The following is a 13,710-nucleotide window of genomic DNA, read 5'->3' as shown; positions in this document are numbered from 1 at the left end:
ATCGCCGCCGCGCTGAGTGCCGCCGTGACCGACCCGGCGCTGCGTGCCCGGCCGCCGGTGGCGCGGCCGACCAGTACGTGCACAGCGTCGATGTCCTCACCGACGCGGCCCGGGCGCGCCGGCTCGCCGGCAGCGTCTGATCCGCCGCCCGGTCACCGACCCCCGACACCGACCGTCGACGCAGCGGGGCGGCTCGGCTCGTCGACCTGATCGTGGTCGTTGAGGTCGCGCAGGTGCCGGACGGGGGAGAGCAGCAGCACCAGCGGTGCGCAGACCAGTGTCGCCGCGAAGACGAACAGGGTGGCGCGGGCGCCCAAGGCCCGGCCAGCGCGCCGGCGACCAACCCACCCACCGGGATCGCTCCCCAGGACACGAACCGCACGGTCGCCATCACCCGGGAGAGCAGGTCGGGTGGGCTGGCGATCTGCCGGTAGGTCCGGGTGGTCACGCTGAGCACCACCGTCCCGAGGGAGAAGACGACGCTGCCGGCGGCGAAGGTGGCGTACGCCGGCCACCCGGTGCCCCAGGGGATCAGGAACGCACCGACGACCGTGGTGAATCCGGCGGCGACCAGGGCGCGGGCGGTGCCGATCCGTGTCGTGATCCTGGTGGTGAGCGCAGTCCCGACCAGCGCTCCGACCCCCTCGACGGCGAGCAGGACCCCGACCAGGCCGACCGGGGCGTGCAGTTCGCGGACCAGGTAGAGCGGGAACAGCGCGAACTGCGCGCCGCAGACGAAGTTCATCGCCGTCGCGGCCCACATGCTCGGCCCCATCACCGGGTGGTACGCGACGAAGCGCCAGCCCATCCGGATCAGCTCACCGATCGGAGGCCACTGATCGGGTGCGTCGACGCGGGTGGCGGGCAGGGTGCGCAGCAGGGCCGCCGAGACGAGGTAGCTGGCCGAGTCCACGAGCAGGGTGGGCACCGCGCCGAGTGCCTGGACGGCGAGCCCGCCGAGGGAGGGGCCGCTGAGCAGGGTCGCGGTGTGGGTGGCCGAAGTGAGGCTGTTGCGGGACTGCAACTGCTCCCGTTGCACGATGCTGGGCAGGAAGGTCGAGTTGGCCACGTCGAAGAGCACGTTGGCGAAGCTGACCACGAGCGCGGTGACCACCAGGTGGGCGACGGTGAGGTGGCCCCACCACCAGGCGAGTGGGATGGACGCGACGGCGACCGCTCGGGCCAGGTCGGCGCCGACCTGGGCGCCGCGCAGCGGCAGACGTTGCACGATGACGCCGGCGGGCAGCCCGATCACGATCCAGGCGACGTAGCTGGCCGCGGCGATCACGCCCAGCTGGAACGCGGAGGCGTCGAGGACGGTGAGGGCGGTCAGCGGCAGGGCCACCGCGCCGACCGCCGACCCGACCATGCTGGTCGTGCCGGCGGTCCACCAGCGCCAGAACACCCCGGCCCGTTCGTCGACGTGCATGTCGCCGTCCCCCCGTCCGCCAAGCCAGTGCGTTCCAAACTGGAACGGACTATAGTCGGAACGGGAGCAACGGAGGTAGCGGGTGCGGCGAGAGGATCTTGCCGATGCGGACTGCGGCATCGCGCAGGCGCTCGGCGTACTGGGGGACTGGTGGACGTTCCTCATCGTGCGCGACGTCGCCGGTGGGACGACCCGCTTCGACGCGCTGCAACGTGAGCTGGGCGTCAGTCGGCGCGCGCTGACCGAGCGCCTCGCCGCCCTGGTGGAGCACGGCGTGTTGGAGCGCCGGCCGTACTCACGGCATCCCCCGCGCTACGACTACCTGCTCACCGGGAGGGGCGAAGGGCTGCTGCCGGTCCTCATCGCCCTACAGGACTGGGGGACGAGACACCTGATGGGCGACGGTGCGGTGACCGCGACGGCCGACGCCGGGTCTGCCGAGGCGCGCCGGGCGCACGAGCTGGTCGGGCGAAGGTTGCCCGACGTCGTGCTGCCGGATCCCGACGGCCAGCCGGTCGCGGTGGCCGCGACGGGCACGTGGAGCGTCCTCTACTTCTTCCCCGGGGCGTACGCGCCGGTGAGGCCGGACTATCCGCCGGGCTGGGCGGAGATCCCCGGCGCCCGGGGTTCCACCCTGGAGTCGACCACGTACGCCAAGCGTCACCCGGAGTTCCAGGCCGCCGAGGTGCGGGTGTACGGCATCAGCACCCAGCGACCCGACCAGCTCGCCGACTTCGCCGCGTACGCCGAACTGCCCTTTCCGCTGCTGTCCGACCAGGACGGCCGGCTGGCCGCCGGGCTGCTGTTGCCCGTCTTCCGCGCCGGCGGGATGAGCCGGTTCAAGCGGCTGACGCTGCTGGTCGACCCGACGGCGGTGGTGCGAGCCGTGCAGTTCCCGGTCACCGATCCGGCCGGCTCGGTGGACGAGATGCTCACCCTGGTCCGGGAACACGGAAAGGTCCCCGGCTGACGCTGGGCGTCGACCGGGGACCGTGCGAACCGTCAGGCCGGAAGCGTCCAGCGCTGGTTGGCGCCGGCGAAGCAGTCCCAGATCTGCAGCCGGGTGCCGTCGGCGGAGCTGTTGTCGCTGGCGTCCAGGCACTTGTTCGACTGCGGGTTGCGCAGCGTCCCGTTGGACTGGGCCTGCCAGACCTGCGCGCCGCTGCCGTTGCAGTCCCAGAGTTGGACCTTGGCACCGTTGGCGGTCGAGCCGCTGGTGATGTCGGCGCACTTGCCGAGGGCGCGCAGCGTGCTGTCGCTGGCCACGGTCCAGGTCTGGGCGTTGGTGCCGTTGCAGGTCCAGAGCTGGATGGCGGCGCCGTTGGCGGTGCTCGCCGAGGCCACGTCGACGCACTTGCCGGCGATGCCGGTGATCCGGCCGGTACGACCGGTCGGCGGCGGCGTGGTGCCACCCATGATGGTGTCGTACATCGCGCTGAGCAGGGAGGTGGAGCCGCTGGTGTCCTGGCTCAGCTCCCAGTTCATCACGCCGCCGGCGTTGGCCAGTGCCCACTGCGTCTTGCGCTTCACGGTCGGGATGCCGTTCCAGCACTGCTGCGACCCGCCGACGGTGGCGCAGTCCCGGTTGGCGTTCGCCGGGTCCAGACCGACCAGGTACGAGTAGTTGTAGTAGACCGGGCGGCTGTAGAACGGGATGCCGAGCACGGCCTTGCTGGCCGGCAGGCCGCGGGCCTTCCACTGGTTGATGGCGTTGATCGACCAGTCGTAGTTGGCGTGCGGGCTGCCGCCGTCGTACGCCATGATGTTGAGCCAGTCGACCTGGTTGAAGACGGCCGTCTGCACGCCCTGCACGGTGCCGCCCTCGGAGACCACGGCGGCGGTGAGCAGTTTGCCGCGGCTGCGCAGCGCGCTGCCGAGCTGCGTCATGAGTGCGGTGTAGTTGTTGGCCGAGGCACCCGGGTCGGGGTATTCCCAGTCCATGTCGACACCGTCGAGGTTGTACTGGTTGACGAAGTTGACCAGGTTGTTGACGAAGTTGGTGCGGCTGGTGGCGTTGGCGGCGAGGGCCTCGAAGGCCGAGTCGTTGCCGTCGTTCCAGCCGCCGACAGCGATCGAGACCTTGACGTTGTTGGCGTGTCCCTGCGAGACCAGCGAGGAGAGCCGGGCCCCGTCCACTCCCTGCAGGCTGCCGTTGCTGTTGGGCAGGATGAAGGCGTAGTTGATGTGGGTGAGCTTGTTGTACTGGATGGTGTTGATGTTGCCGGCCCAGGAGGGCATGTAGCCGACGCTCTTGAAGTTGTTCGGCAGCACCACGGCCTGCGCTGCGGTGGACGTGACGGTGAGGGTGGCGGCGGCGGTAGCCAGCGCGAGCAGGCCGGCGGCGAGGGCGCGGCGCAGTGGTGAGGACATCGGGGTCCTTCCCGTGGGCGGGGGACGACGCCCGCCCGCGCAGGGTTGTCGCGGGCGGGAGGTGCGGGACGCAGGAACGGGTGGGCCTCGAGGCAGCCAAATCTTAAAGAGTGTTAACTGTGCGCGTCAATCAACGATGATGGATTTCCTACCGACCGGTGTGGATACGGGGTTTGCCCAAACGACCGTTAAGCTGACGGTGTGGGAACCAACGAGCTGTATCCGCCGGATCGGCTGATCGCCGCGCAGCGCGCCACTGCCGCCGCCGGCCTTGACGCCCTGCTGCTCACACCCGGCTCCGACCTGCGGTACCTGACCGGGTACGACGCACACGCGGGGGAGCGGTTGACCTGCCTGGTGCTGCCCGCCGAGGGTGAGCCGACGCTGATCGTGCCGACCCTGGAACGCCCCGCCGCGGAAGCGTCCCCCGCGCCGGCCACCGGGGTACGCATCGTCGACCACGTCGACGGCACCGACCCGTACCCCCTGGTCGTCGCCGCCCTCGACGGCCCGGTCGCGGCGGTCGGGTTGGCCGACCGGATGTGGGCCGAGCAGGTCCTCGCGTTACGGGCGGCGCTTCCCGACGCCGCGCAGCGGCTCGCCGGCGAGGTGCTGCGGGAGCTGCGCATCCGCAAGTCGGCGGCGGAGGTGGCGGCGCTCGCCGAGGCCGGAGCGGCCATCGACGAGGTGCACCTGCGGATGGGCGAATGGCTGCGCCCCGGCCGCACCGAGACCGAGGTCGCCACCGACATCGCCGCGGCGATCCGGGCGGCCGGGCACGTCACCGTCGACTTCGTCATCGTGGCGGCCGGACCGAACGGGGCCAGCCCGCACCACGGCACCTCGGGCCGGCCGATCGGGGCCGGCGAGCCGGTGGTGGTCGACATCGGCGGCACGATGCCCTCCGGCTACCGCTCCGACTGCACCCGCACCTACCTGGCCGGCGGGTCGGCGCCGGGCGACTTCCTGGACTACTACGCGGTGCTGCGCGACGCCCAACGCGCCGCCGTCGCGGCGGTGCGGCCCGGCGTCACCGGCGCGCAGGCCGACGCCGCCGCCCGGGCGCCGATCGTCGCCGCCGGCTACGGCGAGGCGTTCCTGCACCGCACCGGTCACGGGATCGGGCTCGACGGTCACGAGGAGCCCTACCTGGTGGCCGGCAACGACCGCCCCCTGGAGGCCGGGATGGCGTTCTCCATCGAACCGGGCATCTATCTGGCGGGCCGGCACGGCGCCCGCATCGAGGACATCGTCGTCTGCACCACGGACGGCGTGCAACGGCTCAACACCACCCCCACGGAGCTCATCGCGCTATGACTGTCGACCGGATCCTGCCCACCGACGAGGCCCACGACCTGCTGGGTCTCGCCACCGAGCTCGCCGACCGCGAGCTCGCGCCGAAGGCCGCCGCCTTCGAGGAGCGCGCCGAGTTCCCCCGCGAGGTGCTGCGTACCCTCGGCCGGGCCGGCCTGCTGGGCCTGCCCTACCCCGAGGAGTACGGCGGTGCGGCGCAGCCGTACGAGGTGTACCTACAGGTGCTGGAGATCCTCGCCAGCCGCTGGCTCGCGGTCGCCGAGGCCGTCAGCGTGCACACCCTGTCCTGCTACCCGGTGGCGGCGTTCGGCAGCGACGAGCAGCGCAAGTTGCTGCCGGACATGCTCGGCGGCGAGTTGCTGGGCGCGTACTGCCTCTCCGAGCCGCAGGGCGGCTCCGACGCGGCGTCGTTGAGCACCCGGGCGGTTCGTGACGGCGACGGGTACCTGGTCTCCGGCACCAAGGCGTGGATCACCCATGCGCGGACCGCCGACTTCTACAACGTCTTCTGCCGCACCGGCGGGCCCGGCCCGAAGGGGATCTCCTGTCTGCTCGTCGACGCCGGCACCCCCGGCATCACCCCGCAGGCGGCCGAACGGACGATGGGTCTGCGCGCCTCCCCGGTGGCCCAGATCGCCTTCGACGACGCGCGGGTGCCGGCCGACCGGTTGATCGGCGGCGAGGGGGTGGGCTTCACCATCGCGATGTCCGCGCTCGACTCCGGCCGGTTGGGCATCGCGGCCTGCGCGGTCGGGCTGGCCCAGGCAGCCCTGGACTACGCGGTCTCCTACGCCCGGGAGCGGCAGCAGTTCGGCCGGTCCATCATCGATTTCCAGGGGCTGGGTTTCCTGCTCGCCGACGCGGCCACCCAGATCTCCGCGGCCCGCGCGTTGACCCTCGCGGCGGCCCGGCTGCGTGACGCGGGTCGCCCGTACGCGATCGAGGCGGCCAAGGCGAAGCTCTTCGCCACCGACATGGCGATGCGGGTGACCACCGACGCGGTGCAGGTGCTCGGCGGCGCGGGCTACGTGGCGGACCACCCGGTGGAGCGGTACATGCGCGAGGCGAAGGTGCTGCAGATCGTGGAGGGCACCAACCAGATCCAGCGGATGGTGATCTCCCGAGCCCTCGCCAAGGACTGAGGGCGGTGCGTGGCGCGGCTGCGGTGGGTTCACCGTAGCCGCGCCGACCGTGTGCTCTGCCGGGGTACCTCGTCGCCGTCGGGCGGTTTTCCCGGTAGGTTGCACGCCGTGGAGGAGATCGACCGCGCTATCGTCGCCGCGCTGACCGCCGACGGCCGTCTGTCGTACACCGACCTGGCCGAGAAGGTGGGGCTGTCGGTGTCCGCGGTGCACCAGCGGGTGCGCCGGCTGGAGCAGCGCGGGGTGATCAAGGGGTACGCCGCCCGGGTGTCGTTCGAGGCGCTGGACCTGCCGCTGACCGCGTTCGTGGCGATCCGCCCGTTCGACCCGTCGCAGCCGGACGACGCGCCGGAGCGGCTGGCGCACCTGCCCGAGATCGACTCCTGCTACTCGGTGGCGGGGGAGGATTTCTACATGCTGTTGGTACGGGTGGCCAGCCCGGCCGATCTGGAGCGGGTGTTGCAGGAGATCCGCACCTCGGCGAACGTCACGACCCGGACCACCGTGGTGCTGTCCACCCCGTACGAGAACCGGCCGCCGAAGATCAGTGCCGCGGCACCGAGTCGGTCGCGGTCCCGGGTGCCGGAGGAGCCGGCTGGTTCCACCGCAGGATGACCTGCCGGCCGTGCTCGTGACCGAGCGCGCTGACCGTGGCGGTCTCCAGGCGTAGCCGGCCACCCGCGGACGGGGGCAGGCCGATCCAGCGGGCGCCGAGCACCCGCAGGCTGTGCGCGTGACCGACGAGCGCGACGGTGCCCCGGTCGAGCAGTGGGGTGACGCGGTCCAGCACCCGGTCGATCCGTTCACCGACCTGCGCGGGGGACTCGCCGCCGGGGCAGCCGTCGGTCCAGATGTTCCAGTGCGGCTGGTCGGCGTGGATGTCGACGGTGGTGCGGCCCTCGTACTCCCCGTAGTTCCACTCGCTGAGGTCCTCGTCGACGGCGTCGACGGTGAGGCCGGCGAGTTGCGCGGTGCGCAGTGCCCGGGAGCGGGGGCTGGCCAGCACGGTGACGAACCGCCGGCCGGCCAGGAACGCGGCGAGGGTGCGCGCCTGTCGCTCGCCGTCGGGGGTCAGCTCCAGGTCGGTGTACGAGGTGTGCCGCAGGCTGGCGCTCCAGGTGGTCTCGCCGTGCCGGATCAGTAGGAGCTCTCCCATTCGGCCAGTTAACCACCGTGGCTGGGGTCGGCAGGCGGCCCTCCCTCAACCTATCTTCCTAGGACGCCTTAGCGGGTGTGCCCACCCGCACTGCCGGTTTCGGCACCGGGAGACCGGGCAAGCGTGCAAGGACAATCGCCAGACCGAGGAGGCGCGATGAGCTTCACCGAGAAGGCAAAGAACAAGGTCGAGCAGATGGCCGGCGCCGCGCGGGAGCGCGTGGGCGACATGACCGACAACGAGCGGATGCGTGGCGAGGGCGCCAGCCAGCAGAGCGACGCGCGCGCCAAGCAGGCCGGTCAGAACGTCAAGGACGCCGGTCGCAACGTGAAGGACTCCTTCACCAAGTGACCTTTGCGGTTCACTGGTCCCCGGGCATCGTCGCCCGGGGACCTGCCGTGTGTGGCGGCTAGTCTCGCCGGGTGACCGTGCTCCGTTCGCTGGTGTTGTTCGCGTTGGCCGCGTTGGCCGAGATCGGCGGCGCGTGGCTGGTGTGGCAGGGCTGGCGTGAGCAGCGCGGCCTGTGGTGGATCGCAGCCGGTGTGGTCGCGCTGGGCTGTTACGGGTTCGTGGCGACGTTCCAGCCGGACGCGAACTTCGGCCGGATCCTGGCCGCGTACGGCGGGGTGTTCGTGGCCGGATCGTTGGGCTGGGCGATGGTGGTGGACGGCTTCCGCCCGGACCGGTGGGACGTGACCGGCGCGGCTCTCTGCCTGCTCGGTGTCGCGGTCATCATGTACGCCCCACGCGGCGGTTCGGTCTGATCCTCACGCGGGTCTTGTGCAGGTGCGACGCCGCCGGCTGCTGGCGCTCGATGACTCTCGCGGGTGTTGTATCCCTATACCGCAGAGTCATATTCATACCTCTGCGGTATATCGTCCGCCGGAGCGGCGCCGCTCCGGCGGACGTGACACGCGTGCCAGTGCGCCGGCACGACACCGCGCGGGGGACAGTGAGGCGGATTCGCGTCTGCGATGATCTGCGGCGTGATCCGAGCTCGGCTTCGCCCGTTTCTTGGCGTACTGGTGGTGGCGGCCGTCCTCGGCAGCGCCGGGTGTGAGGCGTCCAGGGTGCCGCCGGCGGACCAGCCGGTCTTCGTCGGCTCGTCCGCCTCGTCGACCCCGGCAGTGCCGTCGGTAGGTGCCTCGTCGGCGGCACCGTCCACAGGTGTTTCCCCGGCCGTGCCGTCGGCCAGCGCCTCTTCGACGCCTGCGGTTGCCACGGTGCCGGGCGCGACGCCGACCGGGGTCCGTGCGCCGGTGCTGAACCACGGGCCGCGGTCCGGCAACAAGGTCGCGTTGACCTTCGACGCGGACATGACCGACGGGATGCTGGGCAACCTGCGTGCCGGTCGAGTGAAGTCGTACGCCAACCTGCGCATCCTCGACCTGCTGGAACGGGAGCAGGTCCCGGCCACGTTCTTCCTGACCGGTAAGTGGGTGCAGCGGTATCCGGACGTCACCCGTCGGATCGCCGGCAATCCGCGCTTCGAGTTGGCCAACCACACCTACGGGCACGCGGCGTTCACCGGCGACTGCTACGACCTGCCCTCGCAACCGGTGAACGAGTTGCGCGCCGACGTGGCCAAGACGTTCGAGGTGATCAAACCGTACGGGGGTCGGCAGACCCGCTACTTCCGCTTCCCGGGGCTCTGTCACGACGCGGCGGCGCTGGACGCCCTGGCCCCGCTCGGCGTGACGGTCGTCGACGGGGACGTGGTCAGCGGCGATCCGTTCGCGACCGCGTGGAAGCCGCTGGTGCGGGCGGTGTTGGACCACGTACGCCCGGGGTCGGTGGTCATCATGCATGTGACCGAGGCGAACGCCGCGATGACCGATGAGGCGTTGCCGCACATCCTGGCCGGGTTGCGCGAGCGGGGGTTGGCGCCAGCGCCGTTGTCAGAGGTGCTGGTCGGCGCCTGAGACGGCACGGTCCGCGTCGGTTCCGACGGCGCGCGTCCGGTGGGGTGTCACGGTTGGGGTCCCACCGGACATGGAGTGAATGTGAGCTCCGGGACAGAACAGGACGAGGACCGCTTCCGACGGGTGTACGCCGACGATTTCGAGTCGCTGCTGGCGTACGCGTTGCGGCGTGTCGCACATCCGGAAGACGCGGCCGACGTGGTCGCGGAGACCTTCCTGGTGGCATGGCGTCGCCGGCAGGACATTCCGATCGCCGGTGCGACCCGGCTGTGGCTGTACGGGGTCGCCCGGCGTGTGCTGGCCAATCATCACCGTGGTGGCGTTCGCCGGCAGCGCCTCGGTGAGCGGTTACGCCAGCAGATTGCCGCGTCGGTGGCCGATCCGGGAAGTGAGGTGCCGGAGCGCCTTGCCGTTCGGGCGGCGTTGGCGGGTCTGGCCGAGGTGGACCGGGAGGTGCTGATGCTCACCGTGTGGGAGGGGCTGCAACCGCATGAGGTCGCCTCAGTGCTGGGGGTGTCTCCTGCGGCGGTCCGGACGCGGCTGTCGCGGGCGCGGACGAGGTTGCGGGGGTTGGTTGGTGACGATCCGGGGCCGCCCGGACATGTACTCGACGTGCTGACCACATCCACCCGCAAGGAGGACTGATGACCACAGAGGAGCGTGTCGACCAGCTGGTTCGGGATTCCGACCCGGGTGGGCTCGGGATGATGGGGGACCTCGGCGGGGTGAAGCACACCCTCCTGGAGGACATCATGTCCGAGTCGTTGGTCCGGCGTAGCGTCGGGATGCCGTCGCGGCGGTTGTGGGTGCGTCGCTTCGCGGGCGTCATGACGGCGGCGGCCGTGCTCCTGAGCATCGTGCCGGCGTCCATAGTGTTACGGGGGCAGGGCGAGGATGACGGGGTCTCTCCGATCGTCAGCGCGGGTGCGGGAGCCGGGGCCGTCTTTTCCCCGTTGGCGATGAAGGCGGCGGAGAGGAGCCCGCGGTTGCTGATCGATCAGGCCGGTTGGACGGTCGTGGCCCTGTCCGAGTTCTCCGAGAATTCTGGCGTGGTCAGGTTTCGCCGGGGTGGGCGGGAACTGGAGATGAACTGGTATCCGGCGTACGTGTACACGGACCGGTATGCCGGTCAGCGCGATGCGGGGCCGGGGAAGTCGGTGCGGGTGGACGATTGGCCGGCCGATGCGTTCCAGAGCCTCAGCGGTGATTTCACTGTGCTGTTGCGTCCCCGCGACAACCTGGTCGTGGAGATGAAGACCTCCGAAAACTGGTCGCGCGAGGACCTGGACCGGGTTCTCACGGACATCGTTCGGGTGGACGCGCGGACCTGGTTGGCCGTTCTTCCGGCGGAAATGGTCATGCCGGTGCGGGAGCGGGCGGCGAAGGTGCTTGCCGACGTGCCGCTGCCGCCGGGGTTCGATATGGCTGCGCTGGAGGAGATCGGGGTGAGCGACCCGTACCAGTTCGGCGTGGGGGTGACGTCCCGGGTGGGTTGTGGGTGGATCGCGGAGTGGCAGCGGGCGAGGGCGAGCGGGGACGAGGCCGGGGTGCGGCGGGCCGTCGACGCGTTGCGGAGCAGTCACGGGTGGCGGGTGCTGCGGGACATGAACAAGACGGGCGACTGGCCGGAGGTGTTCTGGGAGTACGCCGACGAGGTCGCGGCCGGGACCCTGCGGCCCTCCTACGTCCAGGGCCTGGGCTGCCAGTGACGGAAGACGGCGGCGCCCCCGGGAAGACCACCCCGGGGGCGCCGCCGTCGGTGGGTCAGTCGTCGCGGTGGTCGTTCCACCACTGCTGGCCGCCCTCGGGCAGGGTGTCGATCGGGTCGTAGTAGGCGTAGCGCTTGTTGAGCGCCTCCAGGTCGGCGGATTCGATGGAGGTGCGGTAGTTCTTCGTCCAGTAGGAGATGCCGCGCTCACGGTCGTAGTCGGTGAGCATGTGCACCCAGCGTTTGCCGACGAAGGGCACGTCGCAGACGATCCGCGGGGTGGCGTAGCCGGGGAGGTAGCCCATGATGTCGTGCTGGAGTTGCTGGGCGTGCCAGACGGGGACCCGCCAGTGTTCGGCGTTGGGGATCATGTCGCACATGTAGAAGTAGTACGGCAGGATCCCGGCTTCGCCTTGCAGGGCGAAGCAGAGGTCGAGCAGTTCCGGGGTGGTGGCGTTGACGCCGCGCATGAGGACGCCCTGGTTGCGGACGTCGCGGACGCCGACGTCGAGGGCGGTCTGGGCGGCCTTGGCGACCAGTGGGGTGAGCGACTGGGCGTGGTTGACGTGGGTGTGGATGGCGAGGTTGACACCGCGGCGGGCGGCGGTGCGGGCGACGCGCTCCAGGCCTTCGACGACGTCGGGTTGCAGCCAGTGCTGGGGGAGGCCCATGAGGGCCTTGGTGGCGAGCCGGATGTCGCGGACCGTCTCCAGTTCCAGGAGTCGCATGAGGTACGACTCGAGGTTGCGCCACGGGACGTTGGCGACGTCTCCGCCGGAGACGACGACGTCGCGGACGCCGGGGTGGGCCTTGAGGTAGGCGATGTGGGCGTCGTAGCGGTCGACGGGCTTGAGGGTGAGCTTGAGTTTGTCGACGGCGGGGGTGGAGTTGCCGACGAGGTCCATCCGGGTGCAGTGCCCGCAGTACTGGGGGCAGGTGGAGAGCAGCTCGGCGAGGACCTTGGTGGGGTAGCGGTGGGTGAGCCCTTCGGCGACCCACATGTCGTGTTCGTGCAGGCTGTCGCGGCTGGCGTAGGGGTGTGACGGCCAGTCGGTGCGTCGGTCGGAGGCGACCGGGATCATGTAGCGGCGGATGGGGTCGGCGAGCAGCGCCTCGGTGGTGAGGGGCGCGAACGGCACCATCGTGTTGATCATTTGGGGTGGCACCAGCATCGACATGGTGGCCAGGGCCTTCTGGTCGGCCTCGAGGTCGGCGTAGAAGGTGTCGTCGATGAGGTCGCCGAAGACGGCGCGGAGCTGCTTGATGTTCTTGACGCAGTTGACGCGCTGCCACTGGGCGGATTCCCACTGGTCGCGGGTGACGTGGCGCCAGCCGGGGAAGCGGGTCCAGTCGGGTTCGACCAGGGGGCGGCGGTGGTATTCGTAGGGCTGCCCGGCGGTCGGTACGGCGACCGGGGCGTGACGGGGTTGAGGGATGCTCTCAACCGGTTGGGTCTGGGTCACGGCCCCTCCTCGGTGTTGCAGTTGATCGACGGGCCCGAAGGCTACTGGAAAATATTCGGTACAGAAACTAGTCTGCCGTAAGTTTTCCCGTTACGCGAGCCTTGACCGGGGCTTCGGACGGCTGGGCAGGGGAGGTCGGCGTGACGTCACCGGTGGGACTGCACCGCGTCGTGCAACCGGCGGGGGTGCTGCCGCAGGCAGCCTGGCGCCTGGACGCGTCGGCGGCGATCGCGCCGAACGAGGTGCGGATCCGGGTGCAGCGGCTGAACCTGGACGCGGCGAGTTTCCGGCAGTTGTCGGAGAAGCACGGCGGTGACGGCGACGCGGTCCGCGCCGAGGTGCTGGAGATCATCTCCACCCGGGGGAAGATGCAGAACCCGGTGACCGGGTCCGGTGGGATGTTGATCGGCACGGTCGAGGAGGCCGGTCGGCGGTCCCCGCTGGGGCTGAAGGTGGGCGAGCGGGTGGCGACCCTGGTGTCGTTGACGCTGACCCCCCTCGTCGTGACCGACGGGTTGGCGCGGTGGGACGGGCGCAGTGAGCAGGTGCCCTGCGACGGGTGGGCGATCCTGTTCGCCCGTTCCATCGCCGCGGTGCTGCCTGATGACGAGGACCCGCAGTTGTCCCTGGCGGTGCTGGACGTGTGCGGGGCGCCCGCGTTGACCGCGCGGGTGGTGTCGCGCTACGTCGAGGACCGGCGTCGGGTCGGTGACCCGACGCCGGTGCGGGTCGCGGTGATCGGTGGGGCGGGCAAGAGCGGGTCGCTGTCGCTCGCGGCGGCGCGGCGGGTGGGTGCCGCGCGTACCGTCGGGGTGGTGCCGGTGGCGGCGGAGCGGGACGCGCTGACGGCCGCGGGGCTGGCGTCGGTGGTGGCGTTGGCCGACGCGCGGGACCCGGTGGGGTTGTCCACGGCGGTGACCACCGCGTTGGGCGCGCCGGCGGACGTCACGGTGGTGTGCGTGGACGTGCCGGGGTGTGAGCACGGTGCGGTCCTCGCCACGGCGGACGGCGGCACGGTGATCTTCTTCTCGATGGCGACGAGCTTCTCGGCGGCGGCGTTGGGCGCGGAGGGATTGGCGGCGGACGTGACGATGCTGGTGGGCAACGGGTACGTGCCGGGGCACGCGGAGTTGGCGTTGGGGCTGCTGCGCGCCGAGCCGGGGGTGCGTCAACTGTTCGCGGCGAGGGTCGCGGCAGACTGAGGTC

13 protein-coding genes and 1 pseudogene are annotated in these 13,710 nt (G+C 70.9%); 10 read left to right on the top strand and 4 right to left on the bottom strand.

Features of this window, described 5'->3' with window-relative positions; all coding sequences use genetic code 11:
- Positions 1-152: 152 nt before the first annotated feature.
- Positions 153-1,429 (bottom strand): annotated as a pseudogene (locus ABGB10_RS12125) (MFS transporter).
- Between the two features lie 82 nt (positions 1,430-1,511).
- On the opposite strand from ABGB10_RS12125, the gene ABGB10_RS12120 reads away from it, so the two are divergent.
- Positions 1,512-2,399 (top strand): winged helix-turn-helix transcriptional regulator, encoded by an 888-nt coding sequence (locus ABGB10_RS12120; RefSeq protein ID WP_347660965.1) that lies wholly within the window; start codon positions 1,512-1,514, stop codon positions 2,397-2,399.
- Between the two features lie 32 nt (positions 2,400-2,431).
- Here the strand turns inward: ABGB10_RS12120 and ABGB10_RS12115 are convergent, their stop codons facing one another.
- On the bottom strand, positions 2,432-3,799 hold the full coding sequence (locus ABGB10_RS12115) for a glycosyl hydrolase family 18 protein (protein WP_347660964.1): 1,368 nt from the start codon (positions 3,797-3,799) through the stop codon (positions 2,432-2,434).
- Between the two features lie 201 nt (positions 3,800-4,000).
- Here ABGB10_RS12115 and ABGB10_RS12110 point away from each other — a divergent pair, with 201 nt between their 5' ends.
- The 3 genes from ABGB10_RS12110 to ABGB10_RS12100 all read left to right on the top strand — a co-directional run bounded on the left by ABGB10_RS12110 (position 4,001) and on the right by ABGB10_RS12100 (position 6,870).
- Complete coding sequence (locus ABGB10_RS12110; RefSeq protein ID WP_347660963.1) at positions 4,001-5,116, top strand: Xaa-Pro peptidase family protein; 1,116 nt, start codon at positions 4,001-4,003, stop codon at positions 5,114-5,116.
- On the top strand, positions 5,113-6,255 hold the full coding sequence (locus tag ABGB10_RS12105) for an acyl-CoA dehydrogenase family protein (RefSeq protein WP_347660962.1): 1,143 nt from the start codon (positions 5,113-5,115) through the stop codon (positions 6,253-6,255). The genes ABGB10_RS12110 and ABGB10_RS12105 overlap by 4 nt, the downstream gene beginning before the upstream one ends.
- A gap of 108 nt (positions 6,256-6,363) precedes the next feature.
- Positions 6,364-6,870: an Lrp/AsnC family transcriptional regulator gene (locus tag ABGB10_RS12100; protein WP_347660961.1), complete on the top strand. Its 507-nt coding sequence runs from the start codon at positions 6,364-6,366 to the stop codon at positions 6,868-6,870.
- On the opposite strand, the gene ABGB10_RS12095 is transcribed toward ABGB10_RS12100, so the two are convergent.
- Positions 6,800-7,411: a histidine phosphatase family protein gene (locus tag ABGB10_RS12095; RefSeq protein ID WP_347660960.1), complete on the bottom strand. Its 612-nt coding sequence runs from the start codon at positions 7,409-7,411 to the stop codon at positions 6,800-6,802. The genes ABGB10_RS12100 and ABGB10_RS12095 overlap by 71 nt on opposite strands.
- 156 nt (positions 7,412-7,567) lie before the next feature.
- Between ABGB10_RS12095 and ABGB10_RS12090 the strand changes: the two genes are divergently transcribed.
- From ABGB10_RS12090 to ABGB10_RS12070, 5 genes are all read left to right on the top strand, one after another.
- Positions 7,568-7,762: a CsbD family protein gene (locus tag ABGB10_RS12090; protein ID WP_088989634.1), complete on the top strand. Its 195-nt coding sequence runs from the start codon at positions 7,568-7,570 to the stop codon at positions 7,760-7,762.
- 71 nt (positions 7,763-7,833) lie between these two features.
- Positions 7,834-8,175, top strand: coding sequence for a YnfA family protein (locus ABGB10_RS12085; RefSeq protein WP_347660959.1), 342 nt, complete (start codon positions 7,834-7,836; stop codon positions 8,173-8,175).
- A 222-nt stretch (positions 8,176-8,397) separates the two neighbouring features.
- Positions 8,398-9,333, top strand: coding sequence for a polysaccharide deacetylase family protein (locus tag ABGB10_RS12080; RefSeq protein WP_347660958.1), 936 nt, complete (start codon positions 8,398-8,400; stop codon positions 9,331-9,333).
- A gap of 81 nt (positions 9,334-9,414) precedes the next feature.
- Positions 9,415-9,978, top strand: coding sequence for an RNA polymerase sigma factor (locus ABGB10_RS12075; RefSeq protein WP_347660957.1), 564 nt, complete (start codon positions 9,415-9,417; stop codon positions 9,976-9,978).
- Positions 9,978-11,042, top strand: a complete 1,065-nt coding sequence (locus ABGB10_RS12070) for a hypothetical protein (RefSeq protein WP_347660956.1) — start codon at positions 9,978-9,980, stop codon at positions 11,040-11,042. Before ABGB10_RS12075 ends, ABGB10_RS12070 begins: the two co-directional genes overlap by 1 nt.
- Positions 11,043-11,097: 55 nt before the next feature.
- On the opposite strand, the gene ABGB10_RS12065 is transcribed toward ABGB10_RS12070, so the two are convergent.
- Complete coding sequence (locus tag ABGB10_RS12065) at positions 11,098-12,504, bottom strand: lysine 2,3-aminomutase (protein WP_347660955.1); 1,407 nt, start codon at positions 12,502-12,504, stop codon at positions 11,098-11,100.
- Between the two features lie 152 nt (positions 12,505-12,656).
- Here ABGB10_RS12065 and ABGB10_RS12060 point away from each other — a divergent pair, with 152 nt between their 5' ends.
- Positions 12,657-13,706: a zinc-binding alcohol dehydrogenase gene (locus tag ABGB10_RS12060; RefSeq protein WP_347661167.1), complete on the top strand. Its 1,050-nt coding sequence runs from the start codon at positions 12,657-12,659 to the stop codon at positions 13,704-13,706.
- Positions 13,707-13,710 lie beyond the last annotated feature (4 nt).

Origin of the sequence: Micromonospora sp. B9E7, assembly GCF_039871815.1 — a bacterium.
GTDB lineage: Bacteria > Actinomycetota > Actinomycetes > Mycobacteriales > Micromonosporaceae > Micromonospora.
Note: the sequence above shows the minus strand (reverse complement) of the source record. Positions and strands in the feature narration are given on the sequence as shown.